This is a genomic window from Allopontixanthobacter sediminis (assembly GCF_009828115.1).
Lineage (GTDB): Bacteria > Pseudomonadota > Alphaproteobacteria > Sphingomonadales > Sphingomonadaceae > Allopontixanthobacter > Allopontixanthobacter sediminis.
Map to the genome: position 1 here is coordinate 294,892 of NZ_WTYL01000001.1, position 26,905 is coordinate 321,796.

Genomic DNA, 26,905 nt, shown 5'->3' on the forward strand with positions numbered 1-26,905 from the left:
GCACTGCCCGCGCCTAATCGCAATCGCCAAGCGAAGCGCTGCCCTTGTGCTGCCGTGATCCGCGCCCATACATTATCTTTTGCCTTTCGGAGCTTCCATGAACATCGACTTCAGCCAGACAATCCCCGCCGGTACCAAGCTGGTCGCCCTGATCGCAAACAAGGGTGCCATGCCCGCCGGTCTCGAAACATCGCTGGTGGAGGGCGCCAAGACGGCCCGGTTCAAGGGCAACGCGGGCCAGGTTTTCGACGGTTTCGTCGAGCGTTCCGGCGAGATCCTGCGTGTTGCCATTGCCGGCGCAGGCGATCCTGCGGGCGGCGACAATGGCAATAACGGCGGCGGTGCCAAAGCAGGCGATCGCCGGACCAACCTGGAAAAGGCCGGCGCGGCACTGACAGCGAAATTCCTGACCTCGGGTGAAACGTCGATGGTGCTCGACCTGACGGACAGCGGACTTGGCGCGAAAGACGCGGCCTCCGTCCTGCTCGGCGTGCGCTTGCGCGGCTGGCGGCATGACGAATACCGCACCAAGCTGAAGGAAGACCAGAAAATCAGCCTGAAAACCGTGACTGTGGTCGGCGCGCCCGAGGGCACCGACGCGGCGTGGGCGGATGCTGCTGCCGTTGCTGCTGGCGTCGAGTTCACCCGCCATCTGGTGGCGGAACCGGCCAACAAGGTTTTCCCCGTCAGCTTCGTCGAAAAATGCCAGAAAATGTTCGAAGGCACCGGCGCGGAACTGATCGTGCTGGATGACGACAAGATGGCGGAACTGGGCATGGGATCGCTGCTCGGCGTGGGCCTGGGTTCCGAACAGCCCAGCCGCATCCTGGCGATTCGCTGGAATGGCGGCGATGCGGGCGCGAAGCCGATGTGCTTTGTCGGCAAGGGCGTCACCTTCGACACTGGCGGTATCTCGCTGAAACCCGGCCCGGGCATGGAAGACATGAAATGGGACATGGGCGGCGCGGGCGCGGTGGCCGGCGCAATGCTGGCGCTGGCAACCCGCAAGGCGAAGGCGAACGTCGTCGGCGTGATGGGCCTCGTGGAGAATATGCCCGACGGCAAGGCTCAGCGCCCGGGTGACGTGGTAACCTCCATGTCCGGCCAGACCATCGAAGTGATCAACACCGACGCGGAAGGCCGGCTGGTCCTGTGCGACGCACTGCACTGGGCGCAGCAGGAGTTTTCCCCGCTGGCCATCGTCGATTTCGCCACGCTGACCGGCGCGATCATCATCTCGCTCGGCAACGAATATGCCGGCCTGTTCTCGAACGACGACGATCTCGCGGCGAAACTCGACGCGGCGGGCAAGACCACTGGCGACAAGCTGTGGCGGATGCCGCTGGCACCGGCCTATGACAAGCTGATCGACAGTCCGATCGCGGACATGAAGAACGTCGGACCGCGCGGCGCAGGTTCGATTACCGCGGCGCAGTTCCTCCAGCGCTTCATCGCCAAGGGCACGCCGTGGGCGCATTGCGACATCGCGGGCATGGCCTGGTCCGACAAGGCCGGGACCACATGGGACAAGGGCGCGACCGGTTTCGGTGTCCGCCTGATGGACCAGTACATCCGCGACACGTTCGAAGCCTGAAGGAAAGCCGATGGCCCGCACATCCCACAAGGCTGAATTGCCCAGCAAGATCTGCCTGACGTGCGGCCTGCCGTTCAACTGGCGCAAGAAATGGGCGCGCGAGTGGGACAACGTCCGCTATTGCTCGGAACGGTGCCGCCGGTCGAAGAGCAGTACGGCGGTGAAGAAAACCTCCGCGAAAAACCCGATCATCTTCACCCCGGATGTCGATGCGAGTTGATTTCTACCTGCTCGACCGCGATCCGGCGGAAGCGGTGGTTCCGCTGCTGGCGCGCGCCGCGAAACAGGCAGGGGAACGCGTGCTGGTGGTGTCGGGCGATGCCGAACAGAGGATGCGGATCGACCAGGCGCTGTGGACTGCGGCATCCGAAGCCTTTCTGGCGCACGGGACCGCGGGTGAGGGTCACGAGAATCGCCAACCGGTGCTTATCTCTGCCGAACCGGCAGCAGCGAACAAGGCGCGATTCGTCATCCTCGCCGATGGCAAATGGCGGGAGGAAAGCGCCGGTTTCGACCGCGTCTTCCTGTTGTTTGGCGAAGACCGGCGGCAGGAAGCCCGCGAATGCTGGACCGCGCTGGGCAAGGCGGAAGCGATGGAACGCCATTTCTGGAAGCAGGACGGCGGCAAATGGCGCGAGATGGGCTGAGCACGTTGGCCTTGCGCTAAATTCGCGGCGGCGCTAGGGGCGCGCGCAACACATTTCCCCTCGATCACCCACCAAATCAGGAATTTCCCATGGCGGTTACCCGCACCTTTTCGATCATCAAACCCGATGCCACCCGCCGCAACATTACCGGCGCCGTAACCAAGATGCTGGAAGAAGCCGGCCTGCGCGTCGTCGCTTCCAAGCGCATCCACATGAGCCGCGAACAGGCCGAAGGCTTCTACGCCGTGCACAAGGAACGCCCATTCTTCGGCGAACTGGTCGATTTCATGATCAGCGGCCCGGTCGTGGTTCAGGTCCTCGAAGGTGAAGAAGCCATGCAGCGCAACCGCGACATCATGGGCGCGACCAACCCCAAGGACGCCGCTGCCGGCACGATCCGCGGCGAACTGGCCGAAAGCATCGAAGCCAACACCGTCCACGGTTCGGATTCGGACGAAAACGCCGCAATCGAAATCGCCTATTTCTTCAAGCCGGAAGAAATCGTCGGCTGATTTGATTGCCGTGTTAGCGATACAAAAAGCCCGCCGGAGTGATCCGGCGGGTTTTTTATTGGAATGCAGTGGCGGTTCTCGTCAGGCTTCGACGCGTTCCACGGTCACGACTTCGCCATCCGGGTCGGTCGAGGTCCAGACACCGTTTTCGTCAATGGTTTCGGTGTGGCATTTCTGGACCGCGCCTTCTTCGTCCTCGGTCGTGCAGTAGCTTTCCGGCGATTTCTGTTCCCATCGGCCGGTTTTCGCCGCTTCGCCTTCGGTGGTCGAGGTGTAGGTCCCGTCGGCGCGGATATCTTCCATCGTCACCTTCCCGTCGGCGTCCGTGATCTTGAACGCGCCGGTACTGGGGCCGCCGTCCGCTGCGGTTGTTACCACGGGCGCCTCGACCACTTCGGTCGGCGCTTCGGCTTCGTTGGTTGTTTCTGCGGGTGAGCACGCTGCCAGTCCGGCAAGTGCGGATATCATCAGGAATTTTCTCATGTAGTCCCCTATCGGTTCAAGGCGGCATGGCGGTAGCCATGGCCGCGTTCCGCGACCCCGGGGGGACGCTACGCCGATTCTGTGCAATTGCAAATTCGAACAGGCGCCCGGGGAATTAGCGGCGGGCAGTGCGCCCGGCATAATCGCTCAGGACGCGAGGGTAGAGCTGGTGTTCTGCCAGCCGCACACGCGCTGCGAGTGTCTCCGCCGTGTCGTCCGGGAAGACCGCTACTTCGGCCTGTCCCAGAACCTCGCCTGCGTCGAGTTCGCGGCTGACCAGGTGCACGCTGGCGCCCGCAACGGTGTCGCCAGCTTCCAGCGCGCGGGCATAGGTGTCGAGACCGCGGTACTTGGGCAGCAGCGAGGGGTGGATATTGAGCATCCGGCCCGCCCAGCGGTCGACGAATTCGTCCGACAGGATGCGCATGTATCCCGCCAGCACGATCATCTCTGCCCCAGCATCCACCGCTGCGGCCTCCATCGCGGCATCATGCGCGGCGCGGGTCATGCCCCTGTGCGGCAGGGCGAAGGTGGCGATCCCTTCCGCCGCAGCCAGTTTCAGCCCCTCCGCCGCCGGGTCGTTGCTGGCGACCAGCACGATCCGGTACTGCGCGCCCGCCATCCGGCTGGCATAGAGCAACGCGGCCATGTTGGTCCCGCTGCCCGAAATGAACACCGCGACGGGCGTCGTGTCAGCCAAGGTGGCTGGCTTCCCAATCCGCTTTCGCCGACCATGTCCCGGCCGATCCGCGGACGGTGCAACCCTTGTCACCCGCCACGATCTCACCGACCCGGACCACGGTTTCGCCTGCGGCGGTGAGTTCGGCGGTCAGCGCGTCGACATCGCCGGGTTCGACCACCAGCACCATGCCGACGCCGCAATTGAAGGTGCGGGCCATTTCTTCCGGTTCGATATTTCCCTGGCCTTGCAGGAAGGCCATCAGCCGCGGCTGCTGCCAACCGTCCGCATCGACCACTGCATGCGCCCCTTCCGGCAGAACGCGCGGGATATTTTCGAGCAGGCCGCCGCCGGTGATATGCGCGCAGGCGGCGATCCGGCCGCTGCGGATCGCGGGAAGCAGGCTCTTCACGTAAATTCGGGTCGGCTCGATCAGGTGGTCGATCAGCAGCCGGTCGGGATCGAACAGGGCGGGGCGGTTCAGCTTCCAGCCCTTGTCCTCCGCCAGGCGCCTGACAAGCGAATAGCCGTTGGAATGGACGCCGGAACTGGCGAGGCCGAGCAGCACCTGCCCCGGGGCAACCTTGTCGCCGGTCAATTGCTCGCCGCGCTCGACTGCGCCGACGCAAAATCCGGCCAGATCGTAATCACCCGGAGCGTACATGCCGGGCATCTCCGCCGTTTCGCCGCCGATCAGCGCGCAGCCGGCGGTCAGGCAGCCTTCCGCGATGCCCGCGACCACCCGCTCGGCAATGCCGGTTTCCAGCTTTCCAGTGGCGAAATAGTCGAGGAAGAACAGCGGCTCCGCGCCCTGGACGATCAGGTCGTTGACGCACATCGCGACGAGGTCGATCCCGACCGAATCGTGCCGGTCGTGGTCGATAGCCAGTTTAAGCTTTGTGCCCACCCCGTCATTCGCGGCCACCAGCAGAGGATCTTTATAACCCGCCGCCTTCGGATCGAAAAAGCCGCCGAAACCGCCCAGTTCGGACGTCGCGCCGGGCCGCGCGGTGGCTTTCACCAGCGGGCCGATCGCCTTGACGAGGGCGTTGCCCGCATCGATCGAGACACCGGCTTTCGCATAGGTGTAGCTCTCTGGCGGGGAGTTATTCGCGGGGTTATCGTCAGGCATGCGCATGCTTTACGCATTCGCGCTTGGATTTCCACGTGTCATTGGGCAAAAGGCCCCAAGTTTTCCCCGATGACTCATTCGTCCTCCCTTCCAGCCGCCGTGCGCGACGGCATCTTTCGCCCGACGCTGCGAAGCGGGTTGATCGCGCTCGCGGTGCTGGTGCTGGCGGTTCTCGCGGGCCGGGCACTGCTCGCGCAGGTGGAAGGGGACCGCGGTATCGCCGCCGTAGTCAGCAGCAGCGATATCGACGTCGGCGGCATCCAGGTCGATGTGCGCGGCGACAATGCCGAGGATGCGCAGAAGAAAGGCTGGGCGGAAGCGCAGCGATTGGCGTGGAAGAAGCTTGGCGGTCCGGAATTGTCCGATTCCCAGCTCGATTCGATGGTAACCGCCGTAGTGATCGACCAGGAACGGATCGGACCGCGCCGTTACATTGCGACGCTGGGGGTGATTTTCGACCGCGCGCGGGCCGGGCGGATGCTCGGTTCCGGTGCGCAGCGCGCCCGCTCCGCACCGATGCTGCTGGTCCCGGTTACCTTCGAAGGCGGCACGGCCCGGGTCTATGAAATGGTCAATCCGTGGCAGCGCGCATGGGCGGAATACCAGGCGGGCGGCAGCCGGATCGACTATGTTCGCCCTTCGGGTGCAAATGGCGATTCGCTGCTGATTACCTACGGACAGACCAGCCGCCGCAGCCGCATCTGGTGGCGCAATGTTCTTGACCAGTTCGACGCCGCGGACGTGCTGATCCCGATCGTCCACCTGGAACGGCAGTGGCCGGGCGGACCCGTCGAGGGGCGCTTCACCGCCCGTTATGGACCGGACAATACCTATCTCGGAAGCTTCACCCTGACGGCGGAGAATGACGCGGATATTCCGCGCATGTTCGGCCAGGCGGTAGAGCGGATGGACGATGTTTTCGAACAGGCACTCGCCGACGGGAAATTGCGCCCCGACCCGACATTGAACCTGGGTGCGCCGACGCTCGATCCGGCGCTGCAGCGGCTGATCGAAATCGGCCGCGCGGCGGAGGCGAACGAACGTGCAAGGCGCGATGCGGCGTCCGCTTCCGCAGCAGCGGAAACCGAGGCTCCGCCCGAGGCGCCGAGCACACCGGCGGCGGCCGTTTCCAGCTATGTGGTGCAATTTGCCAGCCCCGATGGCGGCTCCGTCGATGCGACGCTGGCTGCGGTGAGGGCTGCCCCCGGTGTCCGGGGCGCGGCGACCAGCAGCCTGGCGATCGGCGGCACCAGCGTGATGCGGGTGAGTTTCGGCGGGACTCTCGAACAACTGGCGGCGGCTCTGCGTGGGCGCGGCTTCACCGTGACGCAGGGCAACAACGCGCTCGCCATCAGCCGATAGGGCGCGGGCCATGGCGCGGGACATGTCGCAGATCGCCCTGCCTCTGGCGCATCGGCGGGCTGCCGATCCGCAGCGGATCGTGGTCGGTAACGCCAACCAGACCGTGATCGAGGCCCTGCGTGCGCCTGCGGAGTGGCCGTTTCGCACCGCGATACTGACCGGGTCGGCCCGCTCGGGCAAGAGCCTGCTCGGCCGCTGGTTCGCCCTCGAGGGGAAGGGCGATGTGGTGGACAGCGCCAACACACTTGACGAGACCGATTTGTTCCACCGCTGGAACCGCGCGCAGGAAGATGGCCGTCCGCTGCTGCTGATCAGCGACGCGCAGCCGTGGGAAATCGCGCTGCCGGACCTGCGTTCCCGCCTTGGCGCAGCGCTTCACCTGGAAATTGCCGCGCCCGACGATGCGATGGTGGCCGGGCTGATGGAAAGCCTGGCGGAGCAGCGCGCGCTTGTATTGGGCGAAGGGGCGCTTACGTATCTCGCGCCGCGCGCGGTTCGCAGCTTCGCGGACATCGAACGGCTGATTGCGACGATCGACCGTCTGAGCCTGGAACGCAAGGCGCCCGCCACGCTGTCCATCTGGCGCGATGCGCTGGAAGCGGTGCAGGGGGCGGAGCAGCCCAAGTTGCTGTGACCTTGCGTTAGGGCCGCTTTGGTGGAAGAATCGCCTTCTGACGTTTCAAGGCGGGAACAGAAGGCGCGTGAAAGGATATTGTTCCGATGTTTGACGGTTTGACTTCCTATCTCGATTCCATCCGTGCGCGCGATCCAGCACCGCGCTCGCGCTGGGAAGTGCTGCTGTATCCCGGCGTCTGGGCGCTCGGCCTGCACCGCGTGGCGCATTGGCTGTTCGGCGCGCAACTGTATTTCCTGGCCCGGCTGGTCAACCATTTCAGCCGCATGATCACCGCCATCGATATCCACCCCGGCGCGACCATCGGGCGCAATTTCTTCATCGACCACGGCTTTACCGTGATCGGGGAAACTGCCGAGATCGGCGATAATGTCACGATCTACCAGTGCGTCACCCTGGGCGGGACCAACCCGACCAATGGGCGAGGCGGCAAGCGCCATCCCACGCTGGAGGACAATGTCATCATCGGGTCCGGCGCGCAGATCATCGGCCCGATCACGGTTGGCAAGCGCGCCCGCGTCGGCGCCAACGCCGTGGTACTGGACGATGTGCCCGAAGGGGCGACGATGGTCGGCCTGAAGGCCCGCAGCACGCTGGTTTCGGCGGAGGAATGGGTTCGCGAATTCATTCCCTACGGCACCCCGTGCGACGAACCTTGCGAGGAAATGGTCGGCACGGGTATTCGCCGGATCGAGGAACTGCAGCGCCAGATGGCGGAAATGCGCAGCGAACTGGAAGCGCTCAAGTCGGGCGAACAGGCCCCGGCGCAGCGCAGCGGCACGGATAGCTGATGGCGGCGCGCTCACCGGGCTCCGTCGTCCCGTTTCCCGGCGGTCCAACACAGGGCCGCGTACCGCTGCAGGTGTGCTTCGAGCGCGCCGAACTCGGGCGGATCATGGATTTGTACGGCCGGATGGTCGCTGCCGGGGAATGGCGCGACTACGCGATGGACTTTACCCGCGACGTCGCGGTGTTCGACGCGTTTCGTCGCGCTGCAGAGCGCCCGCAGATGCGGGTCGAGAAACGTCCGGCGCTACGCGGCAAGCAGGGCATGTGGACACTCTACGGCGAACACGGCCAGGTCCTGAAGCGCGGCCATGACATAGCCGGCGTCCTCGCCCCGGTAGAGCGGCGTTTGGTGAAGGCGGTTTAAGCCGCCAGCAAATTACCGGAAGCCGGAAGTCTGCCCCGCACGGTAACGGGGAGTTGTCCGACCACCACCTGCCGGATCGGGGTCCAGAACGCCGACAGTGTCAGCAGGGCTGATCCGATGACCAGCGCCGTCAGGGCAACGTTGAGTTCGACCGCGCCGAACCGGTCGAACAGCGACGCGAGCGTTACCAGTACGTAGGCGAGGGCGGACACCAGCAGCGCGCGCCGGTCGATCGCCAGCGCCACCAGGCCCATCGCGACATAAACCGCGAGCACTCCCGCTGCCGCACCGACCCCGATGTCCCGTCCCTCGGTTACGCCGATCCAGTAGAACAGCGGGTGGGCGATCATCGGCGCGGCCAGAAGGTGCAGCCAGAACGCGACATCGCTGCGGCGGGTCTGACGCTCACGGTCGGTCATGTCCCACCGCATGGCGAAGGCAAAGATGGCGATACCCGACAGGAATATCAGCGGCAGGAAGATGTCCTCCGCCTCAAGGTCGGTGCTGCCAGCCAATGCCGCCACCACAAGCATGATCGCGAAAATCGCCAGCGCGCCCGCACCGGCGGCAATCGTGATCGGCACACCGAACCGCCGCCAGTGCAGCCATGCACCGCCCGCCGCCAACAGTCCGGAGACTGACGCGAAAGCGGCAAGGATGTACTCGCCCTCGGTGCTGATGTTGTCGCTCCCGGCGATGGTCATTGTCAGCCCGAGAAAGGTAAACAGGGTGCCGAACACGAACGCGAGCAGCAGGATGATGCTCGGAAATGCCATGCGGCGTTTGCGGGTAAAGAATTCTGCCAACGGCCAGGCGGTTGCTGCGACAAGGGCGGCACCGAACATCATTTCCGCGCCCTGTCGGCGTGCGTAACCCGAATAATCGCCTAAATTACTTGTATCGACGGGGAAGGCTGCGCGTCCCAGGGCTTGCCCGATGGCGGCCACCGCGAACAGCAGGATCACCACGCCAATCGCCACGAAGATATCGTTGAAGCTGCTGACGAAGCGGAAATGCTCTTCGTCGGACACCGGCCGTTCGCGGATATTCACCACATGAGCGCGGAGCTTGTCCGCTATTTCGGGAGGCAGCACTCCCGCGCTGACTGCGGAATTGATTTCGTCCTGGCTGTACATGCGGCGTATCCCCCTTCGATTTCCAGGGGGATACGCCGAGTGTGTTAGTCAGTCAATACAGTGATTGACGGCCAGCCATTATCCCCGTGCGGAAGACGGCGCACCATCGGGGCCGAGCACTTTCTGCATGGCCTTGAGGATTTCCGCGCTCTGTTCGCTGCCCGATTGCGGCGCCTTCAGGTTGGTCATGCTGCTGATGTCGTCCCACCGCGCGGCAAAGCCTTCGACCGTGCGGTCTTCTTCCTTTAGCCAGACGGCATCGTTCATCGTGACCCAGGCGGAATGGAAACCGCCCGCACCCGCGCCGACGATGGCGTTGGTGGGGGAGTCCTCGCTCACCAGGTACAGTGCGGCCGGAACGACATTGGTCGGGCTGAACAATTCAAACGCCTGTTCCGGGAAGATGTCTTCCGTCATCCGCGTGCCGGCGACGGGGCTGAGCGAGTTACAGCGGATGTTGTACTTCGCGCCTTCGAGATGGAGCGTCTTGGTCAGGCCGGCGAGGCCGAGCTTGGCCGCGCCGTAGTTTGCCTGGCCGAAATTGCCGAACAGGCCGGTTGAACTGGCGGTCATCAGGATGCGGCCATAGGCCTGGTCGCGGAACAGGTCCCAGCATGCCTTGGTGGCATAGGCGGAGCCGAGCAGGTGGACGCGAACGACAAATTCGAAATCTTCCGGGCTCATCTTGGCGAAGCTCTTGTCGCGCAGGACGCCGGCGTTGTTGATCAGGATATGGACGCCGCCCCATTTCTGCTTGGCGTCGGCAACCATCTTTTCCATCTGGCCGTATTCGGTAACGGACGCGCCGTTGGCCATCGCCTCGCCGCCCATTTCCTCGATTTCGGCCACGACTTGCGCCGCTGCGTCGGAGGTGCCGGTGCCATCGCGCGATCCGCCGAGGTCGTTGACCACGACCTTGGCGCCGCGGCGGGCCAGTTCCAGTGCATATTCCTTGCCGAGACCGCCGCCGGCACCGGTTACGATTGCGACGCGATCCTTGAACGAAATCGACATGGTGTTCTCCATCTTGAATTACGGGCCGGTTGCCATAGTGGTGGGGCCACGGACCCGGGCGGAATGGCACGGCTTTCAGCCACTTTCAACCGTTCTGCGCCGATCTTACAATGCCGTAACGGCAATGCGGCAGACCACTGTCACAGAACAGTCTTTTAAGCGACATAAACGCGTCAACGAATCGTAACGAAACCGAAATGAGCCCGGATCCGATGTTAGTCACCCGCACCTTTTCGACCGTCGCCCTGGCCGCTGCGCTGGGCTGGACCATACCAGCGAACGCGCAGGCTGAACAGGGGCCGCCCGAGGCCGTACGAGCCGAAATCGCAGCCATGCGCGAACAGATGGCGGCCATGGCGCAGCAGATCGAAGCGCTGGAATCGCGACTGCAAGCTTCCGAATTCGAGGAGAAGCCTGCGGCGGAGGAACCTGGCCCCGTGGCAGTGACGCCTGCGTCCGCCCCGCCCCCGGTCGCCCGCTTGGAGAAGCCCGGCGGCTGGAGCTTCGAGCCGTTCGGACGGCTGATGATCGATGCCGGATCGGTCGATGCACCCGCAAGCATCAGCGATCCCGGGCTTGGCTTCGGCAACGAGGTGCGGCGCGCCCGGATCGGGGTGCAGGGGGATATTCCCGGCGGCTTCGACTACAAGATGGAGCTGGAGTTCACCGGCGGTGCAGTCGAAATCACCGACGCGATCCTGGGTTACGAAGCGGGAGATACAAAACTTTCCGTCGGCCAGCACAACAATTTCCAGGGTCTCGAAGAACTGACCAGCAGCCGCTTCACCAGCTTCATGGAACGCGCCGCCTTCACCGATGCCTTCGACTTCCAACGGCGGGTCGGCCTGTCCGCGTCTTACGGCAAAGGCATGGTCCTGCTGCAGGGCGGGGTGTTCACCGACAACATCGACAATCTCGATGCGGACAACAACAGCTGGGGAGCCGATGCCCGCGCGGTAGTGGCACCAAAGCTGGGCAACTTCCAACTGCACGCGGGCGGGTCGGTGCATTACCGCGACCTCAACGACGCGCAAACCACGGTTCGTTACCGCCAGCGGCCGCAAGTCCATTTCACCGATACCCGCTTCATCAACACCGGCAATATCGGCGCGGTCAGCGAACTCGGCTACGGGTTGGAACTGGCGGCGATCAATGGTCCTCTGCACCTGACGGGCGAGACATTCTGGCAGCAGGTGGACCGGCCCGGTGCCCTGACCGACCCGACGTTTTTCGGCGGCTACGCGGAAGTGGGTTACTTCCTCACGCCCGGTGACAGCCGCGGGTACAAGGGTAACAAGTTCGACCGGGTGAAACCCAAGAACCCGGTTGGCAAGGGCGGGTTCGGCGCGGTGCAGGTCAACGCGCGCTACGATCATCTCGACCTCAGCGATGCCGGGGTCATTGGCGGGATACAGGATTCGTTCGGCGTGTCGCTGATCTGGACCCCGTCCGACTACACCCGTTTCATGCTCAATTACTGGCGTAACCAATACCGCGACGCCGCGATTCTGGCGGGAACGTCGGCGGATTACAGCGTGGACAGCTTCGGTGTCCGCGCGCAGGTCGATTTCTGAGCGGCAGCTATAGCGCCTTTATTGCCGGGATCAGTTCATCGAAGCCGGCGATCACGGCGTCCGCGTCCAGTTCGTGCGGCGGCATGTCGCAATAGCCATAGCCAGCCGCGATGACCGGCACGTTGGCGGCGCGGGCGGAAGCCATGTCGTAGCTGCTGTCACCCACGAACACGAAACGTCCTCCGCCGCAGCGGCCGATCGCTTCCAGGATGGGGTCGGGCTGCGGTTTTGCGCGTCCTTTGCCCAATGTGTCCCCGCCGATGATCGTCACGAACCGGTCCGCGAGGCCGAGCTGGGTGAGGATCGCGGCGGCAAAACTTTCGAATTTGTTGGTCACCACGGCCAGTCTGATATCCTGCGAGGCAAGGGTCTCGAGTGCCTCCTCCACGCCCGGGTAGGGGCACGTGTGGACGGTGTTGTTGTCCGCGTAATAGCCAAGCAGCGCCTTGTAGAGCGGGCGGAATTCCTCGTCCCCGATGCCGCCCTGATTGTCGATCGCCCGCCGCAGCATCAGCTTCGCGCCGCCGCCGATGAGGCCTTCCACCTCGGCTACCGGAACCGGCGCGAAGCCGCCCAGCGCCAGCGCGTGGTTGACCGCTTCACCCAGATCGCGGTGGGTATCGAGCAGCGTACCGTCGAGATCGAAGCCGACAATGTCGAAGGGAATGTCATTCATGCCCCGCCGAGTGACGGATGCGTCTTCAAACAGCAAGCGTTTGGTGGCATTGCCGCACCCGAACACAGGAAGCATGCATGACCAAACTCACCACCATCATCCTCGCCGCGGGCAAGGGCACCCGCATGAAATCGGATTTGCACAAGGTGCTGCACCCGATTGCCGGGCGTCCGATGCTCGATCATCTCATGGCCTCCGCGCAGGAATTGAACCCGGCGCAGACCGTGGTGGTGGTGGGCGCGGGGCGGGACCAGTTGGAGCGTGCGTTGGGCGAGCGGGCGGAAACCTGTCTGCAGGAACCGCAGCTTGGCACCGGCCATGCGGTGCAGCAGGCGCAGGGCGCACTTCGCGATCTCGAAGGCGATGTGCTGATCCTGTATGGCGACGTGCCGTTCGTGCGCGCCGCGACCATGCGCCGGATGCTGGAGCGGCTGCACGCGGAGGACGCCCCCGCGGTGGTGGTGCTGGGCTTTGAGCCGGACGACGCGCTGCAATATGGCCGGGTGATCGCCGACGATGCCGGGCGGATCGACCGGATGGTCGAATACAAGGACGCCAGCGAGGAAGAACGCGCGTGCCGGCTGTGCAATTCGGGGCTGATGGCTGCGCGGGCGGCGGATATGTTCGACCTGCTCGCCCGGGTCGGCAACGACAACGCGCAGGCCGAATATTACCTCGTCGATGTCGTCAATGTCGCCAACGGGGACGGGCGCACCAGCGCGGTGGTCAAGACCGATGATCCGCGCGAAGTCGCCGGGATCAACAGCCGCGCCGAACTGGCGGAGGCGGAACGCCAATGGCAGGATTTCCGCCGCGAGGAAGCGATGGCGGACGGGGTCTCTCTCAAAGCACCCGAGACCGTCTTTTTCAGCTGGGATACTCGGCTGGGGAGGGACGTGACCATCGAGCCGAATGTCATTTTCGGGCCCGGCGTGACGGTGGCCGATCACGCGACGATCCGTGCCTTCAGCCATCTGGAGGGCGCCAGCGTGGGCGAACATGCGGTGGTAGGCCCTTACGCCCGCCTGCGGCCCGGGACGGTGCTGGAAGAAGGCGCCAAGGTCGGCAATTTCGTCGAGATAAAGAACGCCGTAATGGGCAAGGGCGCCAAGGCAAGCCATCTGACCTATCTCGGCGATGCGACGATCGGCGCGGAAGCGAATATCGGCGCGGGCACCATCACCTGCAATTACGATGGCTATTTCAAACACCGCACGGTGATCGGACCGCGCGCCTTCATCGGTTCGAACAGCGCGCTGATCGCTCCGGTCAAGATCGGCGCGGACGCCATCGTCGCTGCGGGCAGCGCGGTCAGCCGCGATGTCGCGGACGGCGAATTGCGGATGGTGCGGGCCGAACAATTGGTCAAGCCGGGCTGGGCAGACCGCTTCCACGATACGATGAAAAAGAAGAAGGCTGGTGAAAATCCAGCCGAGGGCGGGCCCGACGGGGGCGGGAAATAGCAGTGCGATATCTGGGCCTGGCCGCACTCAGTACCCTCGCAGCCTGCAGTGCCGAGCAGCAGAACGAGGTAGTGGTCGAGACCCGGTCAGAGGAGGGGCAGACGGCGCCCCCTTCCGCAGTTGGCCCTTCGGTAGCGGCGGAACTTCCGGCGCCAGCGCGCGGCGGGGGCTGCAAGGCGGGGGAGGAAACGATTTTCTCCTGCAAGACCGCGTCTGCCAAACGGATCGCTGTATGCGCGGATCCCGGCGGAACTGTCGAATACCGGTATGGTGCAAGCGAACCGGAACTGGCCGTGGCGGGCGGACGATTCGCCTCGGTTCCGTATTCCGGCGGCGGCGAAGCGCAGATCGCGTTCGAGAACGCCGGGACGCGCTACGTGGTGTTCAGTCGGATAGTGCGGACCAATTTCGGGGCTGGAGAGCCGAATAATCCAGCGATCAGCGACGGGGTCATGGTCCTTCGGCCGAAGGAAGTTCCATTGGTGGTAGAATGCGACGACGCCGAGCCAGTGCCGGTCCAGTACGACATTGCGGAACGCTACATGAAACAGGAGAACGAATTGTTCACCGACGAAACCCAACGCGCGGATCCGTAAGCACCAAAGAAAAGGGCGGCACGATGGCCGCCCTTCCTGAATTCCTGTCGTGGCGGAGACTAGTCCCCGTCGACATGCTCCGCCAGCACCGTCAGGCCGCTGTCGCCGACTTCGGCAAAGCCGCCGCGCACTTCGATCAGTTCCGGCGCGCTGCCTTCGGTCTTGTAGACCTGCACCGCACCATCGCGGATGGTGGACATGAAGGGCGCATGGCCCTCCAGCACGCCGAATTCGCCTTCGGTGCCGGGGACTACCACCATGTGGACATCCTCGGAGCGGACCAACCGGGCAGGCGTTACGAGTTCGAAGTGAAGCGGCATCGTGTTTTCCTCAAGACCCCCTCCTCTTCAGAGGAGGGGCAGCGAGACTTGGCAGCTTGCTGGCTAGTCGCAGCCGGGTGGTGCATTGGCGCTCGCTACGCTCGCCACCACCCCCAACCCCCTCCTCTGAAGAAGAGGGGGCAAAGTGAAATCAGGCGTCCTCGGCCATCTTCTTGGCCTTGGCGACCGCTTCATCGATCCCCCCGACCATGTAGAAGGCGCTCTCGGGAAGGTGATCGTATTCGCCTTCGACCACGGCCTTGAACGAGGCGACGGTGTCTTCCAGCGCCACGAATTTGCCGGGGATGTTGGTGAAGACTTCGGCCACGTGGAACGGCTGGCTGAGGAACTTCTGGATCTTACGCGCGCGCTGGACGGTCAGCTTATCTTCTTCGGAAAGCTCGTCCATGCCGAGAATGGCGATGATGTCCTGCAGGCTCTTGTACTTCTGCAGGGTTTCCTGAACCCGGCGAGCCGTCTGGTAATGCTCGTCACCCACGACGCGCGGTTCGAGTACGCGGCTGGTGGAATCGAGCGGATCGACCGCAGGATAGATGCCGAGTTCGGAAATCGCGCGGTTCAGCGTGGTCGTCGCGTCCAAGTGGGCGAACGACGCGGCTGGCGCAGGGTCGGTAAGGTCATCTGCGGGAACGTAGATGGCCTGAACCGAGGTGATCGACCCCTTGTTGGTGGAGGTGATGCGTTCCTGCAAATTGCCCATGTCGGTCGACAGGGTTGGCTGATAACCCACCGCCGAAGGGATACGGCCCAGCAGTGCGGACACTTCGGAACCGGCCTGCGTGAAGCGGAAGATGTTGTCGACGAAGAACAGCACGTCCTGGCCTTCTTCATCGCGGAAATATTCCGCCATGGTCAGACCGGACAGGGCGACGCGGGCACGTGCGCCCGGCGGCTCGTTCATCTGGCCGAAGACCAGCGCCACCTTCGAACCTTCGGAGGTCGCGTTGCCGTCCGCATCCTTGGCGATAACGCCGGCATCGAGGAATTCGTGGTAAAGGTCGTTGCCTTCGCGGGTACGTTCACCCACGCCGGCGAACACGGACACGCCGCCGTGGCCCTTGGCGATGTTGTTGATCAGTTCCTGAATCAGAACCGTCTTGCCCACGCCGGCGCCGCCGAACAGGCCGATCTTGCCGCCCTTCGCATAAGGTGCGAGCAGGTCGATGACCTTGATCCCGGTGACGAGGATGGCCGCTTCGGTCGACTGGTCGACGAACAGCGGAGCCTCGGCATGGATCGGGTTGCGCTTTTCCGCGCCGACCGGGCCGCGTTCGTCAATCGGCTCACCGATCACGTTCATGATGCGGCCGAGTGTCTTCGGGCCGACGGGCACGGAGATCTGTGCACCGGTGCTGGTCACGCTCTGGCCGCGGGTGAGGCCTTCGGTGGCGTCCATCGCGATGCAGCGGACGGTGTTTTCACCCAGATGCTGCGCGACTTCCAGCACCAGCCGGTTGCCGTTGTTGTCGGTTTCCAGCGCGGTCAGGATCGACGGCAGTTCACCGGGGAACGCAACGTCGACGACGGCGCCGATGATCTGGCTGATGGTACCAGCGGTAACCTGGTTGAGTACGGGGGCGGTGGCCATGATATTCGTCCTTGCCTGATATTCTTAGAGCGCTTCAGCGCCAGCGATGATCTCAATAAGTTCGGTGGTAATCGCGGCCTGGCGGCTGCGGTTGTACTGGATGGTCAGCTTGTCGATGAGCTCGCCGGCGTTGCGCGTGGCGTTGTCCATTGCGGTCATCGATGCGCCCTGTTCGGACGCGTTGTTTTCGAGCAGCGCGCCGAAGATCTGGGTCTTCAGGTAGCGCGGCAGCAATGCTTCCAGGATTTCTTCCTCGCCCGGTTCGTATTCCACCACCGCGCCGGTTTCTACCGGAGCAATGTCCGGTGCCGGAACGGGGATGATCTGCTGCTCGGTCGGTTCCTGCGTCAGCGCGGATTTGAAGCGGCTGAAGAAAAGATGCGCGACATCGAACTTGCCGGCTTCGTACATTTCGACCAGCTCTTCCGAAACGCGTTCGGCTTCGCCGTAACCCGGCTCGCGGACCTGCGTCGTGTCGAACATGGTGCCGACATTGTTCGGGAACGCGCGCTTGATTGGCGCGCGGCCCTTCTTGCCGATCAGGTAGAATTCGACATCCTTGCCCTCGGCCTGCAAGGCACGCGCCTTGACGAGGGCGGCGCGGACGATGTTCGCGTTGAACGCACCGGCCAGGCCTTTGTCGGAATTGGCGACTACCAGCAGGTGGCGCTTGTCCGAACCGGTCCCGCTGAGCAGTTTCGGGGCATCGTCGCCGCTGACCTTGGAAGCGAGCGCCGCCATGACGCTGGCAAGCCGGCTGGCATAGGGACGCGCGGCCTCGGCTGCGGCCTGCGCCTTGCGGAGCTTGGCAGCGGCGACCATTTGCTTGGCCTTGGTGATCTTCTGGGTCGATTTTACCGACCCGATCCGATCCTTGAGTTCTTTGAGCGAGGCCATTTCGGCTCCCTAGTTCTCTACAGGCTTACGCAAAAATCTTGGCGAATGCGTCGAGCGCGGAAACGGTCCGCTTCTTCACATCGTCATCGAAGTTCTTCGAAGTGCGGATCGTTGCGAGGATGTCCGCATGTTCGCTGCGCATGTGGCTGAGCATCGCGGCTTCGTATTCCACCACGCGCGACGCCGGGATGGCATCAAGGTAGCCATTGGTACCCGCGAAGATCGACACCGTCTGTTCTTCGAACGGCAGCGGCGAGAACTGGGGCTGCTTCAGCAGTTCCACCAGCCGCGCACCGCGGTTCAGCAATTTCTGCGTGGACGCGTCGAGGTCCGAACCGAACTGGGCGAATGCCGCCATTTCGCGGTACTGCGCCAGCTCCAGCTTGATCGAGCCGGACACCTTCTTCATCGCCTTGGTCTGGGCGGCACCGCCGACACGGGATACCGACAGACCGACGTTGATCGCCGGACGGATGCCCTGGTAGAACAATTCCGTTTCGAGGAAGATCTGGCCGTCGGTGATCGAAATCACGTTGGTCGGAATATAGGCGGACACGTCACCGGCCTGCGTTTCGATGATCGGCAGTGCGGTCAGCGAGCCGCCGCCATGTTCGTCGTTCATCTTCGCCGCGCGCTCGAGCAGGCGCGAGTGGAGATAGAACACGTCGCCCGGATAGGCTTCACGGCCCGGAGGACGGCGCAGCAGCAGTGACATCTGGCGGTAGGCCACGGCCTGTTTGGAAAGATCGTCATACACGATCACGGCGTGCATGCCGTTGTCGCGGAAATATTCGCCCATCGCGCAGCCGGTGTAGGGTGCGAGATACTGCAGCGGGGCAGGCTCGGAAGCGGTGGCGGCGACCACGATCGAATATTCCATCGCGCCGTTTTCTTCGAGGCTCTTCACGATCTGGGCAACCGTGGAACGCTTCTGGCCGATGGCGACATAGATGCAGTACAGTTTCTGCTTCTCGTCATCGCCCTGATGCGCGTTCTTCTGGTTGATGAAAGTATCGATCGCCACGGCGGACTTGCCGGTCTGGCGGTCACCGATGATCAGTTCGCGCTGGCCGCGGCCAACCGGAACCAGGGCGTCGATGGCCTTGAGGCCGGTCTGCACGGGCTCGTTCACCGACTGGCGCGGGATGATGCCCGGAGCCTTCACTTCGACGCGGCTGCGCAGAGTGGTGCCTAGCGGGCCCTTGCCGTCGATCGGATTGCCGAGCGCGTCGACTACGCGGCCAAGCAGTTCCTTGCCCACGGGGACGTCCACGATGGTGCCGGTCCGCTTGACGACATCGCCTTCCTTGATTTCGGCGTCGGAGCCGAAAATCACGACGCCGACATTGTCCGCTTCGAGGTTGAGCGCCATGCCTTGCACGCCGTTGGAGAATTCGACCATTTCGCCAGCCTGGACATTGTCGAGGCCGTGGATACGGGCGATCCCGTCACCCACCGAGAGAACCGAACCGACTTCGGTTACTTCGGCTTCGGTTCCAAAATTGGCGATCTGGTCCTTGATGACCTTCGAAATTTCTGCGGCACGGATTTCCATGGGTTAGCCTTTCTGATCGGCGGTTACGCCGTCAGCCTTCATCATCTTGGTAGCGAGGGTGTTGAGCCGGGTGAGAATCGAACCGTCGATCCGCTTGGACCCGATGGTGACCACCAGGCCGCCAAGCAGGTCGGGATTGACGCTCGTCTGTAATTTCACGGTGCGGCCTTCGCGGGCCGTCAGTTTGTCCTTGAGCGAGGCAAGCTGCGTGTCGGTAAGCGCGTGGGCGCTGGTGACTTCCGCAGTCACTTCGCCGCGCTGTGCAGCGGCAATGGTGTTGAAGGCGCGAATCATCGCGGGCAGCTGCGACAGCCGGCGGTTCTGCGCCAGCACGCCGAGGAAATTTCCGGTGAGCGGCGACAGGCCGAGCAGCCCGGCAACGCCGCCGATAGCGCCCTGGGCGGCATCGCGCGATACTTCGGGATTGGTCGTCAGCGCCCGCAGGTCGGCCGATTCGCCGAGCGCGGCGCGCAGTTTTTCGAGGTCCGATTCCACCGCAGTGACCGTTCCAGCCTCCGACGCCAAATCGAACAGGGCCGAAGCGTAACGGCCTGCGAGGCTAGCTTGAATACCGGCGGAAATTTCCACGCGTTGAGGTCCTCTTGGGTCGGCAAGATGCGATGTTGTCGTGTAGCCTAGGATGGGACGCGCAAAACACTGCCCCGGTTCGGCTGGCGCGCCCCTATCATCGGGGATGCTGCGATGCAACCCGTCCCGGAGCGAAGCGCTTTCGATTTTCCCGATTTGGCGTATTGGTGGCGCCTACGGCTGCACAGATGGCCGCGCGGAACAAGGCGGAGGACACACCATGCGGATAACCCCGATGACTGCAAATGCGGGCGCGAGCGTCAGCGGCATCCAGCTGGCCGCGCTCGACGACGCGGAACTGGAGGCGCTCAAACGGGCGGTGTACACCCACGGGGTGGCAGTGCTGCGCAGCCAGAGCCTGTCGCCGGAAGAGCATATCGCCTTCGCAAAACGCTGGGGCGGTATCGACATCAACAACTACTTTCCGCTCGACGGGGAATATCCGGAAATCGCGATCGTGCGCAAACGTGCCGACCAGCAGACCAATATCGGCGGGGCGTGGCACACCGACCATTCCTATGACCAGGTCCCGGCGATGGGGTCGATCCTGGTGGCGCGGGTGCTGCCCCCGTCTGGCGGGGATACCCTGTTCGCGCATATGGGCGCCGCCTATGATGCCTTGCCCGATGATCTGAAAGACGCGGTGGAGGGGCTGCGCGCGTTCCACACCGCCGATCATGTCTATGCGTTGGACGGGGCCTACGCCCAGACCGACATGGCCAGCGAACTGCGCGGGCAGGAGATGAAGACCGGCGCAACGCATCCGGTCGTGATCCGCCATCCGCGCACCGGGCGAAGGCTGCTGTATGTGAACCCGTCCTTCACCATCCATTTCGAAGGGCAGACGCGGGAAGAAAGCCTGCCGCTGCTCCAGCGCCTGTACAATGCCGCGATGGACGAAGCGAACCAGTGCCGCGTCGTGTGGGAACCCGGCACCGTCGCCATCTGGGACAACCGCGCGACCTGGCACAACGCGCTCAACGATTACCCGGGATACGCCCGCGAAATGCACCGGATCACACTGAGCGGCGAGGCGCTCGCTGCTTAACGGGCCAATCTAACGCTGCGTCTTTTCCTCGCAGCTATAGACCAGCCGTTCGTTCGGCTGGGCGGGCAAGGCGGAGGTTACCGCGCCTTGCAGGTCGCCGAGCCGCGATGCCGCGCCTTCGCTGCCGCATTTGGGCGCGGTGTAGGCGCTGCGGGCGGCGCGCGCTTCGTCCATCGCGGCACGGCCTAGCAGGTAGCGGTCGGTGCGGAAGGTCCTGCTCGCGGGGTCGTAGCGGTTGACCGACACGGCGGCTTCTTCGTTGGGCACGAACACGCGCGACCACACGCCGCTGGCAAAACCGTACTGCGTGCGTTCGTTGACGCAGCCATTGTCCGCCCAGGCGAATTCGACTTCCTCGTTCGGCGCACCTACGATCCGGCTGCGGTCTTCCTGCAACACACAAGTGAGCGCGCCGTCGCCCCGGGCCTGCGCCGACATGTCGATTGCGCCGGGGTCGTCATCGTCGGAGGCTGCTGCATCGCTGCCTTCGTCCGGCCCGGCCTGCATTACGCCGGCAACCCGGCGGTCGATCTCGTCGAGGCCGGGGCGCGTGAACCACACCGCCAGCGCGGCGACGAGCGCCACCGCGGCAATTCCGCTGGCGATGGCGAACTTTCGTTCCTGCCCCGCGGTGCCGCGCGCCTGATACGCGATTACCCCGCCGCCGACCGCGATCAGAAGCAGGACGGCGGCGATGGCCATCTGGTTTTCGCGCGTTTCCGTTACTGCCAACTCCGCTTCCAACCGGGCGCGCTCCCGCTTGGCGCGGTCGGCCTCGGCGCGCTCGGCGAGGTCCTGCCGGGCGACCAGTTGTTCGCGTTCGATCCGTTCGCGCTCGTTCTCGTCCACTTCGGCCAGGCTGCGGCAGGGCAGGGCGTTGGTCCGCGCGGTCACGCCATTATCGCGCAGGAAAGGCAGCAACTCGCGGGTCGAGACGGCGAAATAGAATTCCGCATCGCCGCCTTGCGAATCCGCACCGAAACTGTTGACGCCCAGCACCCGGCCGCAACTGTCGAGCAGCGGGCCGCCCGAGTTGCCGCGCGCAATCGGGGCGGTGTGGAGGATCGTATCGAACTGCCGTGAAGGGCGCGATCCGGACAGGAAGCCGCGACTTTTCACCGGTGGCTGCGAATCGAAAATGTCGCTCATGTTCAGGCCCTGCGCCTGGTCGACATTCATTGGATAGCCGACCGCCGAAACCTCCGCCCCGTCTTGGTCACCGGCGCCTGAAACGGTCAGCGGCGGCAGACGCAGATTGCTGCCGACGATTTCCAGCAGAGCCAGGTCGTTGCCCGGGCTCACAGCGATCAGTTTGGCATAGGCGCCTTCGTCCCCGTCGGGCGGGACGATCCCGATCCTCAGGGTGTTGTCCTGCACCGCTTCCATCACGACGTGCGAATTGGTCACGATCCGCGTCGGGGTGACGGCAAAGCCGCTGCCGTGGCTGACCGGGAAAATCCGCTGGCCATCGGTGCCCATGATCACCACCCGCACCACGCCGCGCGCGGCGGCAGAGACGTCCGCCGGATCGGCCATCGCGCCCGAGGGCAGCAACAATGCGAAAATTGCCAGCAGGGCAAGAATTTGGCGCTTCATGGCCGCGTCTTAGACCGCGCAGGGTTTTGACCGCAAGCTTCGGGAAGCGGCGACGGGAAAATGGTGCGATCACGGCTGGACCAGCAAGGAGCCAAGATCATGACCTACCGAATTTCGCCACTCGAAAAAGAACAGTTCCAGCCGTTGTTCGAAATGGACGAGGAACAGCTTGCCGCCATCGGGGCCGTCCGGATGCAGGCGAAGGCGGACGCGGGATACCCGTGCCGGATCAGCCTGCGCGATGCCGCCAAGGGCGAAAGCCTGATCTTGCTCAACCATGTCAGCCATGATGTCGCGACGCCGTATCGCAGCGCGTTTGCCATCTTTCTGCGCGAGGACGCCGAACAGGCGGCTCCGCTGGTGGACACACTGCCGCCAGTATTCGAAGGACGTCCGATATCCCTGCGCGGTTTCGATGCGCGGGGGATGATGTGCCAGGCGCAGCTTGCCCTTCCGGGGGAGGCGGATACGAAAATTCTCGCCCTGTTCGCCAACCCGGATGTCGCCTATATCCATGCCCATAACGCGGCCCGCGGATGTTTTGCGGCGCGGATCGACAGGACGGGAGAAGACGAGTGACCTCCGCGCGCGCAATTGCTGCCGATCAGGCATGGGCCGCGGTGCTGCGCCGTGACCGGGCGTATGACGGGCGCTTTGTCACCGGCGTCCTCACCACCGGGATATATTGCCGCCCGTCATGCGCGGCGCGGCATCCCGGACGCGGCAACGTGCGCTTCTTCGCCTCCGGAGCCGAGGCGAGGGAGGCGGGTCTGCGCGCGTGCAAGCGGTGCCTGCCCGATGATGCCGGGCGCGACGAAGCGGCGGTGCTGGCTGCGACCGACGAGATCAAGGCAAGCGGAGGCCGGCCGCTGCTGGGCGAGTTGGCGCGGCAGGTTGGTTATTCGCCGTCCCATTTCCAGCGGGTGTTCAAACGCGCCACCGGGTTGTCGCCTGCGGCCTATGCACGGGCGCTACGGGAAGAACGGGCACGCGATGCGCTCAGCGGCGGGGACAGTGTGACCGGCGCAATCTACGATGCCGGGTTCGAAGCCGCGTCGCGCTTCTACGATTCAATGGACGGGAGACTGGGGATGACCGCATCGGTATGGCGCGGCGGGGGCGCGGGGGTGACGATCCGCTGGGCAGTCGTGCAGACGACGCTCGGCCCGATGCTGGTCGCCGCCACGGATAAGGGCGTGTGCCGGCTGTCCTTCGCCGAGGGAGAAGCGGAACTGGCCGCTCGGTTTCCCAATGCGGTGCTGGTGGAAGGCGGCGCGGATTTCGCCGACCTGCTCCAGCGGGTAATCGGCGCGGTCGAACAGCCCGGCAGCGCAAACGACATCCCGCTCGATGTCAAAGGCACTGCATTCCAGGAAGCGGTGTGGGCAGAACTGCGCAGGATTCCCCCGGGCGAAACCCGTTCCTACGCGGAGATCGCCGCCGCGGCGGGCAACCCCAGGGCGGTCCGCGCAGCAGGCAGCGCCAACGGCGCGAACTGCGTCGCAGTGCTGATCCCCTGCCACCGCGTGGTGCGGTCCGACGGCTCGCTGGGCGGCTATGCTTATGGGGCGGACATCAAGAAGAAGTTGTTGGAAAGGGAAGCGAAATGAATTCCAAGGTCGATCGTTTCAGGTCGCTGCACGTTCCGGGCGACCCACTGATGCTGTACAATATCTGGGATGCCGGAAGCGCTAAGGCGGTGACCGGTGCCGGTGCACGGGCTATCGCCACCGGTAGCTACGGCGTGGCCGAATCGCAGGGGTTCAAGGATGGGGAAGGCTTCCCACTGGACGCAGTGCTGGCCAATCTGGAACGGATCCTGCGCGTTACCGACCTGCCTGTCTCGATCGATATGGAATCGGGGTATGGGGAAACGCCAGCGGAAGTCGGCGAGTCCGTGGCCCGGGCGGTTGTTTCGGGCGCGGCGGGGATCAATCTTGAGGACCGGATGCCAGGGATGGATGCCCTGACGACGGTTGATCGGCAATCACTCCGGATCAGGGCAGCCGCCGACACCGGCGTGTTCGTCAACGCGAGATGCGACGCTTTCCGGGGGCGCGCGGCGGAGGATCATGGCCCGGCGCTGGTTGAGCAGGTTCTCGAACGTGCCCGGGCTTATTCCGATGCCGGGGCAAGCGGACTTTTCGTGCCCTTCACCACCAACCGTGCTAGCATTGCATCTATCTGTGAGGCTTCGCCCATTCCGGTCAATATCATCTGGACGCCGGCCAGCGCCGGCGGATTTTCAGATCGGGCAGAACTGGCAGAACTGGGCGTAGCGCGGATCAGCCATGGGCACCGTCCCTGGGCCGCAGCAATGGCGTGGCTGGGGGATGAGGCCGCAAGGGTTTTTGCAGGCGAGGCACCGACTTACGACGCCGCCTAGCCCCGCGCCCAACCCTCACTGGCCGGGACTAATCCCGCCAGGATTTTCTCCGCGCTCGCCAGATACTCCTCGCGCTTGGTTTCATCCATCCGGTCCCAGTTCGAGTACACCCGCGAAACGCGGTTGTTCCGTTCCAGCAGCGGGCGGTTGCGGATCAAGAAATTCCAGTAGAGCGGGCCGAACGGGCAGGCTCCGTCGCCGCTTTTCTTCGCTGGTGAGTAGACGCATTTGCCGCAGTAATCGGACATCGAGTTGATGTAGTTTCCGCTGGCAGCGTAGGGCTTGGTTGCGAGCCGTCCCTTGTCCGCCCACAATGCCATCGCCGCTACATTGGGCAGTTCGACCCATTCATAGGCGTCGGCATAGACCACCAGGAACCAGTCCTCGACTTCCTGCGGGCGGATGCCGGCGATCAGCGCGAAATTGCCCAGCACCATCAGCCGCTGGATGTGATGCGCGTGGGCGTGGTCGCGGGTGGAGCGGACACAGTCGGCCATGCAGCGCATGTCGGTTTCGCCGGTCCAGTAGAATTCGGGCAGGGGCCGGACAGCCTCCAGCGCGTTCGCTTCGCGCAGGCCGGGCATTTCCAGCCAGTACATCCCGCGGATATATTCGCGCCAGCCGATGATCTGCCGGATGAAGCCTTCGACCGCGTTGATCGGCGCGCGGCCCGCGTAATATTCCTCTTCCGCCAGTTTGCAGGTTTCCACGGGGTCGAGCAGGCCGAGATTGATCGAGGTGGACAGCAGGGAGTGGTACAGATCATCCGACCCGTGGACCATCGCATCCTGATAGGTGCCAAAGTCGGGCAGGCGTTCTGTCAGGAAGGCGGCGCGCGCTTGCTCGGCTTGGGCGCGCGTGACCGGCCAGGCGAAGTTATCGAGTTTGCCGAAGTGATCGCCAAACCGTTCCGCGACGAGGCCCATTACTTCTGACGTCACGGCGTCAGGCGCAAATTTCGGAGCGGGCGGCGGGTTCAGGTTCTTGTCCGGCTTTCCGCGATTGTCGTAGTCGTAATTCCATTGGCCGCCTTCCGGCTGGTCGCCCGCCATGAGGATGCCGGTCTTGCGGCGCATCTCGCGGTAGAAATACTCCATCTGCAGGGTCTTGCGCCCTTCGGCCCAGTCGCGGAACTCTCCGATCGAGCACAGGAAACGGTCGTCAGGATGGATCGTGACCGGGCAGACGAACTTGTCCGGCCATTCCTCGATGGCCTGCTGCACCCGCCATTCGCCCGCCTCGACAATGTCGATTTCCCGCGGGTCGTGCCGCTCCACCGCGCGGGCGACTTCGCCGGTAAAGCTGCCGGCGTTGTCAGGGTCGGTCAGCCGAGTGTAATCGACGGTCCATCCGTCCTGCTCCAGCTCGGCGGCGAAATGGCGCATGGCGGAAAAGATCAGCGCGATCTTCTGCTGGTGATGTTTGACGTAGGTCGCCTCGTCCCACACCTCCATCAACAGGACGACCGTATCATCCTTGGCGCGGCCTGCCAGCGACGCAAGTCCGCGCGTCAGCTGGTCGCCGAGGATCGGGACCAGGACCGGGCCCGCGCCGGACAGGTTTTCGGATTGGCTCATACGGCTGGAATGATCGAATCTCCGGTCGGTGCCGATCAATCGAGCTTCGGCGGCATCCCGGGTTCCGCCTTCGCCATTGCCGACTGGTAGGCTGGACGCTCGCCGATCCGTTTGAGATAGGCCTGCAAATTCGGCATGTCGCCAATCGACTTGTTGTTGAACGCGCGGCTGGTGGTCAGCTGGAAACCCATCATGATATCCGCCGTGGTCAGGTCCGACCCGCCGAAATAATCCGCCTGGCCGAGCCGCGCTTCGACCATTTCCCAGCCTTTGCGAGTGCGGTCGGCCACGAACGGCGGCATCTCTTTCGCACCCGCCTGCTGGGCGGCGATCGCCATCATCCCGTTGGTCATGAAGGTGGCGTTGGCGAAGTGGAACCAGAACAGGTGATCGGGATAATCGGCGTGGTCGGGCGAAGGTGTCAGCTGCCCGCGTCCGTACTTCGCCGCGATATATTCGACGATCGCACCGCTTTCGCCCAGCACCAGGTCTCCGTCCTCGATCACCGGCGCGATGCCCATCGGGTGCAGCGCCTTGTATTCATCCGGCGCGAGGCGGTTGTCCTCGCGCCGGGTATACAGCCTCAGATCATAGTCGAGCCCCAGTTCCTCGCACAGCCAGACAATCCGTTCGGACTGCGAAATGCGCAAGTGATGGACGGTCAGCCTCGACAT

Annotated in this window: 29 protein-coding genes; 15 read left to right on the top strand and 14 right to left on the bottom strand. The window is 64.1% G+C overall.

Translation table 11 applies throughout. The annotated features are described in order from the left end of the window. The first annotated feature begins 97 nt into the window (after positions 1-97). The 4 genes from GRI65_RS01620 to ndk all read left to right on the top strand — a co-directional run bounded on the left by GRI65_RS01620 (position 98) and on the right by ndk (position 2,753). The gene (locus tag GRI65_RS01620) at positions 98-1,594 is read left to right on the top strand and encodes a leucyl aminopeptidase (protein ID WP_160754790.1); all 1,497 of its coding nucleotides are present in this window, start codon (positions 98-100) and stop codon (positions 1,592-1,594) included. A 10-nt stretch (positions 1,595-1,604) separates the two neighbouring features. Then, entirely contained in the window at positions 1,605-1,814 is a 210-nt protein-coding gene (locus GRI65_RS15425; RefSeq protein WP_160754791.1) for a DUF2256 domain-containing protein, read from the top strand. Next, a complete protein-coding gene (locus GRI65_RS01630) occupies positions 1,804-2,241 on the top strand; it encodes a DNA polymerase III subunit chi (RefSeq protein ID WP_160754792.1) in 438 nt (145 codons plus the stop codon). Before GRI65_RS15425 ends, GRI65_RS01630 begins: the two co-directional genes overlap by 11 nt. Positions 2,242-2,330: 89 nt before the next feature. Next, on the top strand, positions 2,331-2,753 hold the full coding sequence (gene ndk / locus GRI65_RS01635; RefSeq protein ID WP_160754793.1) for a nucleoside-diphosphate kinase: 423 nt from the start codon (positions 2,331-2,333) through the stop codon (positions 2,751-2,753). An 81-nt stretch (positions 2,754-2,834) separates the two neighbouring features. Here the strand turns inward: ndk and GRI65_RS01640 are convergent, their stop codons facing one another. From GRI65_RS01640 to purM, 3 genes are all read right to left on the bottom strand, one after another. Continuing rightward, the gene (locus GRI65_RS01640; protein WP_160754794.1) at positions 2,835-3,221 is read right to left on the bottom strand and encodes a hypothetical protein; all 387 of its coding nucleotides are present in this window, start codon (positions 3,219-3,221) and stop codon (positions 2,835-2,837) included. Between the two features lie 130 nt (positions 3,222-3,351). Beyond that, the gene (purN, locus tag GRI65_RS01645; protein ID WP_160754795.1) at positions 3,352-3,936 is read right to left on the bottom strand and encodes a phosphoribosylglycinamide formyltransferase; all 585 of its coding nucleotides are present in this window, start codon (positions 3,934-3,936) and stop codon (positions 3,352-3,354) included. Next, the gene (gene purM / locus GRI65_RS01650) at positions 3,929-5,047 is read right to left on the bottom strand and encodes a phosphoribosylformylglycinamidine cyclo-ligase (protein WP_160754796.1); all 1,119 of its coding nucleotides are present in this window, start codon (positions 5,045-5,047) and stop codon (positions 3,929-3,931) included. The genes purN and purM overlap by 8 nt, the downstream gene beginning before the upstream one ends. Positions 5,048-5,116: 69 nt before the next feature. Here purM and GRI65_RS01655 point away from each other — a divergent pair, with 69 nt between their 5' ends. The 4 genes from GRI65_RS01655 to GRI65_RS01670 all read left to right on the top strand — a co-directional run bounded on the left by GRI65_RS01655 (position 5,117) and on the right by GRI65_RS01670 (position 8,196). Then, the gene (locus tag GRI65_RS01655; RefSeq protein WP_160754797.1) at positions 5,117-6,409 is read left to right on the top strand and encodes a heavy-metal-associated domain-containing protein; all 1,293 of its coding nucleotides are present in this window, start codon (positions 5,117-5,119) and stop codon (positions 6,407-6,409) included. A 22-nt stretch (positions 6,410-6,431) separates the two neighbouring features. Beyond that, entirely contained in the window at positions 6,432-7,043 is a 612-nt protein-coding gene (locus GRI65_RS01660) for a P-loop NTPase family protein (RefSeq protein ID WP_160755550.1), read from the top strand. Positions 7,044-7,129: 86 nt separating this feature from the next. Continuing rightward, complete coding sequence (epsC, locus tag GRI65_RS01665) at positions 7,130-7,834, top strand: serine O-acetyltransferase EpsC (protein WP_160754798.1); 705 nt, start codon at positions 7,130-7,132, stop codon at positions 7,832-7,834. Beyond that, entirely contained in the window at positions 7,834-8,196 is a 363-nt protein-coding gene (locus GRI65_RS01670; protein WP_160754799.1) for a DUF2794 domain-containing protein, read from the top strand. The genes epsC and GRI65_RS01670 overlap by 1 nt, the downstream gene beginning before the upstream one ends. Here GRI65_RS01670 and GRI65_RS01675 read toward each other — a convergent pair. Then, entirely contained in the window at positions 8,193-9,332 is a 1,140-nt protein-coding gene (locus GRI65_RS01675) for a hypothetical protein (RefSeq protein WP_160754800.1), read from the bottom strand. The genes GRI65_RS01670 and GRI65_RS01675 overlap by 4 nt on opposite strands. Before the next feature lie 78 nt (positions 9,333-9,410). Continuing rightward, entirely contained in the window at positions 9,411-10,346 is a 936-nt protein-coding gene (locus GRI65_RS01680) for an SDR family NAD(P)-dependent oxidoreductase (RefSeq protein WP_160754801.1), read from the bottom strand. Between the two features lie 197 nt (positions 10,347-10,543). Between GRI65_RS01680 and GRI65_RS01685 the strand changes: the two genes are divergently transcribed. Then, a complete protein-coding gene (locus GRI65_RS01685) occupies positions 10,544-11,920 on the top strand; it encodes an OprO/OprP family phosphate-selective porin (RefSeq protein ID WP_232843883.1) in 1,377 nt (458 codons plus the stop codon). 7 nt (positions 11,921-11,927) lie between these two features. On the opposite strand, the gene GRI65_RS01690 is transcribed toward GRI65_RS01685, so the two are convergent. Further along, the gene (locus GRI65_RS01690) at positions 11,928-12,596 is read right to left on the bottom strand and encodes an HAD-IA family hydrolase (RefSeq protein WP_160754802.1); all 669 of its coding nucleotides are present in this window, start codon (positions 12,594-12,596) and stop codon (positions 11,928-11,930) included. Between the two features lie 77 nt (positions 12,597-12,673). Here GRI65_RS01690 and glmU point away from each other — a divergent pair, with 77 nt between their 5' ends. Both glmU and GRI65_RS01700 read left to right on the top strand, forming a co-directional pair. Further along, on the top strand, positions 12,674-14,059 hold the full coding sequence (glmU, locus tag GRI65_RS01695) for a bifunctional UDP-N-acetylglucosamine diphosphorylase/glucosamine-1-phosphate N-acetyltransferase GlmU (protein ID WP_160754803.1): 1,386 nt from the start codon (positions 12,674-12,676) through the stop codon (positions 14,057-14,059). Between the two features lie 2 nt (positions 14,060-14,061). Continuing rightward, a complete protein-coding gene (locus tag GRI65_RS01700) occupies positions 14,062-14,655 on the top strand; it encodes a hypothetical protein (protein ID WP_160754804.1) in 594 nt (197 codons plus the stop codon). Between the two features lie 59 nt (positions 14,656-14,714). On the opposite strand, the gene GRI65_RS01705 is transcribed toward GRI65_RS01700, so the two are convergent. From GRI65_RS01705 to GRI65_RS01725, 5 genes are all read right to left on the bottom strand, one after another. Then, positions 14,715-14,975, bottom strand: a complete 261-nt coding sequence (locus tag GRI65_RS01705; RefSeq protein WP_160754805.1) for an ATP synthase F1 subunit epsilon — start codon at positions 14,973-14,975, stop codon at positions 14,715-14,717. A gap of 151 nt (positions 14,976-15,126) precedes the next feature. Then, positions 15,127-16,584 (bottom strand): F0F1 ATP synthase subunit beta, encoded by a 1,458-nt coding sequence (gene atpD, locus GRI65_RS01710; RefSeq protein WP_160754806.1) that lies wholly within the window; start codon positions 16,582-16,584, stop codon positions 15,127-15,129. Between the two features lie 24 nt (positions 16,585-16,608). Continuing rightward, positions 16,609-17,481, bottom strand: a complete 873-nt coding sequence (locus GRI65_RS01715) for a F0F1 ATP synthase subunit gamma (protein WP_160754807.1) — start codon at positions 17,479-17,481, stop codon at positions 16,609-16,611. Positions 17,482-17,506: 25 nt separating this feature from the next. Continuing rightward, complete coding sequence (atpA, locus tag GRI65_RS01720; protein WP_160754808.1) at positions 17,507-19,036, bottom strand: F0F1 ATP synthase subunit alpha; 1,530 nt, start codon at positions 19,034-19,036, stop codon at positions 17,507-17,509. Between the two features lie 3 nt (positions 19,037-19,039). Further along, complete coding sequence (locus GRI65_RS01725; RefSeq protein ID WP_160754809.1) at positions 19,040-19,624, bottom strand: F0F1 ATP synthase subunit delta; 585 nt, start codon at positions 19,622-19,624, stop codon at positions 19,040-19,042. A 235-nt stretch (positions 19,625-19,859) separates the two neighbouring features. Here GRI65_RS01725 and GRI65_RS01730 point away from each other — a divergent pair, with 235 nt between their 5' ends. Then, complete coding sequence (locus GRI65_RS01730; protein WP_232843884.1) at positions 19,860-20,672, top strand: TauD/TfdA dioxygenase family protein; 813 nt, start codon at positions 19,860-19,862, stop codon at positions 20,670-20,672. Between the two features lie 9 nt (positions 20,673-20,681). Here the strand turns inward: GRI65_RS01730 and GRI65_RS01735 are convergent, their stop codons facing one another. Beyond that, positions 20,682-22,268 (bottom strand): S1C family serine protease, encoded by a 1,587-nt coding sequence (locus GRI65_RS01735; protein WP_160754811.1) that lies wholly within the window; start codon positions 22,266-22,268, stop codon positions 20,682-20,684. Between the two features lie 99 nt (positions 22,269-22,367). Between GRI65_RS01735 and GRI65_RS01740 the strand changes: the two genes are divergently transcribed. The 3 genes from GRI65_RS01740 to GRI65_RS01750 are packed head-to-tail and all read left to right on the top strand — an operon-like array spanning position 22,368 to position 24,654. Next, complete coding sequence (locus tag GRI65_RS01740; RefSeq protein WP_160754812.1) at positions 22,368-22,847, top strand: DUF1203 domain-containing protein; 480 nt, start codon at positions 22,368-22,370, stop codon at positions 22,845-22,847. Next, on the top strand, positions 22,844-23,878 hold the full coding sequence (gene ada, locus GRI65_RS01745; protein WP_332872575.1) for a bifunctional DNA-binding transcriptional regulator/O6-methylguanine-DNA methyltransferase Ada: 1,035 nt from the start codon (positions 22,844-22,846) through the stop codon (positions 23,876-23,878). Before GRI65_RS01740 ends, ada begins: the two co-directional genes overlap by 4 nt. Then, positions 23,875-24,654, top strand: a complete 780-nt coding sequence (locus GRI65_RS01750; protein ID WP_160754814.1) for an isocitrate lyase/PEP mutase family protein — start codon at positions 23,875-23,877, stop codon at positions 24,652-24,654. Before ada ends, GRI65_RS01750 begins: the two co-directional genes overlap by 4 nt. On the opposite strand, the gene GRI65_RS01755 is transcribed toward GRI65_RS01750, so the two are convergent. After that, complete coding sequence (locus tag GRI65_RS01755; protein WP_202391076.1) at positions 24,651-26,231, bottom strand: cryptochrome/photolyase family protein; 1,581 nt, start codon at positions 26,229-26,231, stop codon at positions 24,651-24,653. The two genes, GRI65_RS01750 and GRI65_RS01755, sit on opposite strands and share 4 nt — an antisense overlap. A gap of 35 nt (positions 26,232-26,266) precedes the next feature. Further along, positions 26,267-26,905, bottom strand: coding sequence for a glutathione S-transferase family protein (locus GRI65_RS01760; protein ID WP_160754815.1), 639 nt, complete (start codon positions 26,903-26,905; stop codon positions 26,267-26,269).

Excerpts from the sequence above, each read along its gene's own strand:
- GRI65_RS01620 (WP_160754790.1), top strand. The coding sequence starts at position 98 with ATGAACATCGACTTCAGCCAGACAATCCCCGCCGGTACCAAGCTGGTC.
- GRI65_RS15425 (WP_160754791.1), top strand. The coding sequence starts at position 1,605 with ATGGCCCGCACATCCCACAAGGCTGAATTGCCCAGCAAGATCTGCCTG.
- GRI65_RS01630 (WP_160754792.1), top strand. The coding sequence starts at position 1,804 with ATGCGAGTTGATTTCTACCTGCTCGACCGCGATCCGGCGGAAGCGGTG.
- ndk (WP_160754793.1), top strand. The coding sequence starts at position 2,331 with ATGGCGGTTACCCGCACCTTTTCGATCATCAAACCCGATGCCACCCGC.
- GRI65_RS01640 (WP_160754794.1), bottom strand. The coding sequence starts at position 3,221 with ATGATATCCGCACTTGCCGGACTGGCAGCGTGCTCACCCGCAGAAACA.
- purM (WP_160754796.1), bottom strand. The coding sequence starts at position 5,047 with ATGCCTGACGATAACCCCGCGAATAACTCCCCGCCAGAGAGCTACACC.
- GRI65_RS01655 (WP_160754797.1), top strand. The coding sequence starts at position 5,117 with ATGACTCATTCGTCCTCCCTTCCAGCCGCCGTGCGCGACGGCATCTTT.
- GRI65_RS01660 (WP_160755550.1), top strand. The coding sequence starts at position 6,432 with ATGTCGCAGATCGCCCTGCCTCTGGCGCATCGGCGGGCTGCCGATCCG.
- epsC (WP_160754798.1), top strand. The coding sequence starts at position 7,130 with ATGTTTGACGGTTTGACTTCCTATCTCGATTCCATCCGTGCGCGCGAT.
- GRI65_RS01670 (WP_160754799.1), top strand. The coding sequence starts at position 7,834 with ATGGCGGCGCGCTCACCGGGCTCCGTCGTCCCGTTTCCCGGCGGTCCA.
- GRI65_RS01675 (WP_160754800.1), bottom strand. The coding sequence starts at position 9,332 with ATGTACAGCCAGGACGAAATCAATTCCGCAGTCAGCGCGGGAGTGCTG.
- GRI65_RS01680 (WP_160754801.1), bottom strand. The coding sequence starts at position 10,346 with ATGTCGATTTCGTTCAAGGATCGCGTCGCAATCGTAACCGGTGCCGGC.
- GRI65_RS01685 (WP_232843883.1), top strand. The coding sequence starts at position 10,544 with ATGAGCCCGGATCCGATGTTAGTCACCCGCACCTTTTCGACCGTCGCC.
- GRI65_RS01690 (WP_160754802.1), bottom strand. The coding sequence starts at position 12,596 with ATGAATGACATTCCCTTCGACATTGTCGGCTTCGATCTCGACGGTACG.
- glmU (WP_160754803.1), top strand. The coding sequence starts at position 12,674 with ATGACCAAACTCACCACCATCATCCTCGCCGCGGGCAAGGGCACCCGC.
- GRI65_RS01705 (WP_160754805.1), bottom strand. The coding sequence starts at position 14,975 with ATGCCGCTTCACTTCGAACTCGTAACGCCTGCCCGGTTGGTCCGCTCC.
- atpD (WP_160754806.1), bottom strand. The coding sequence starts at position 16,584 with ATGGCCACCGCCCCCGTACTCAACCAGGTTACCGCTGGTACCATCAGC.
- GRI65_RS01715 (WP_160754807.1), bottom strand. The coding sequence starts at position 17,481 with ATGGCCTCGCTCAAAGAACTCAAGGATCGGATCGGGTCGGTAAAATCG.
- atpA (WP_160754808.1), bottom strand. The coding sequence starts at position 19,036 with ATGGAAATCCGTGCCGCAGAAATTTCGAAGGTCATCAAGGACCAGATC.
- GRI65_RS01730 (WP_232843884.1), top strand. The coding sequence starts at position 19,860 with ATGACTGCAAATGCGGGCGCGAGCGTCAGCGGCATCCAGCTGGCCGCG.
- GRI65_RS01735 (WP_160754811.1), bottom strand. The coding sequence starts at position 22,268 with ATGAAGCGCCAAATTCTTGCCCTGCTGGCAATTTTCGCATTGTTGCTG.
- GRI65_RS01740 (WP_160754812.1), top strand. The coding sequence starts at position 22,368 with ATGACCTACCGAATTTCGCCACTCGAAAAAGAACAGTTCCAGCCGTTG.
- GRI65_RS01750 (WP_160754814.1), top strand. The coding sequence starts at position 23,875 with ATGAATTCCAAGGTCGATCGTTTCAGGTCGCTGCACGTTCCGGGCGAC.
- GRI65_RS01755 (WP_202391076.1), bottom strand. The coding sequence starts at position 26,231 with ATGAGCCAATCCGAAAACCTGTCCGGCGCGGGCCCGGTCCTGGTCCCG.
- GRI65_RS01760 (WP_160754815.1), bottom strand. The coding sequence starts at position 26,905 with ATGTCGAGGCTGACCGTCCATCACTTGCGCATTTCGCAGTCCGAACGG.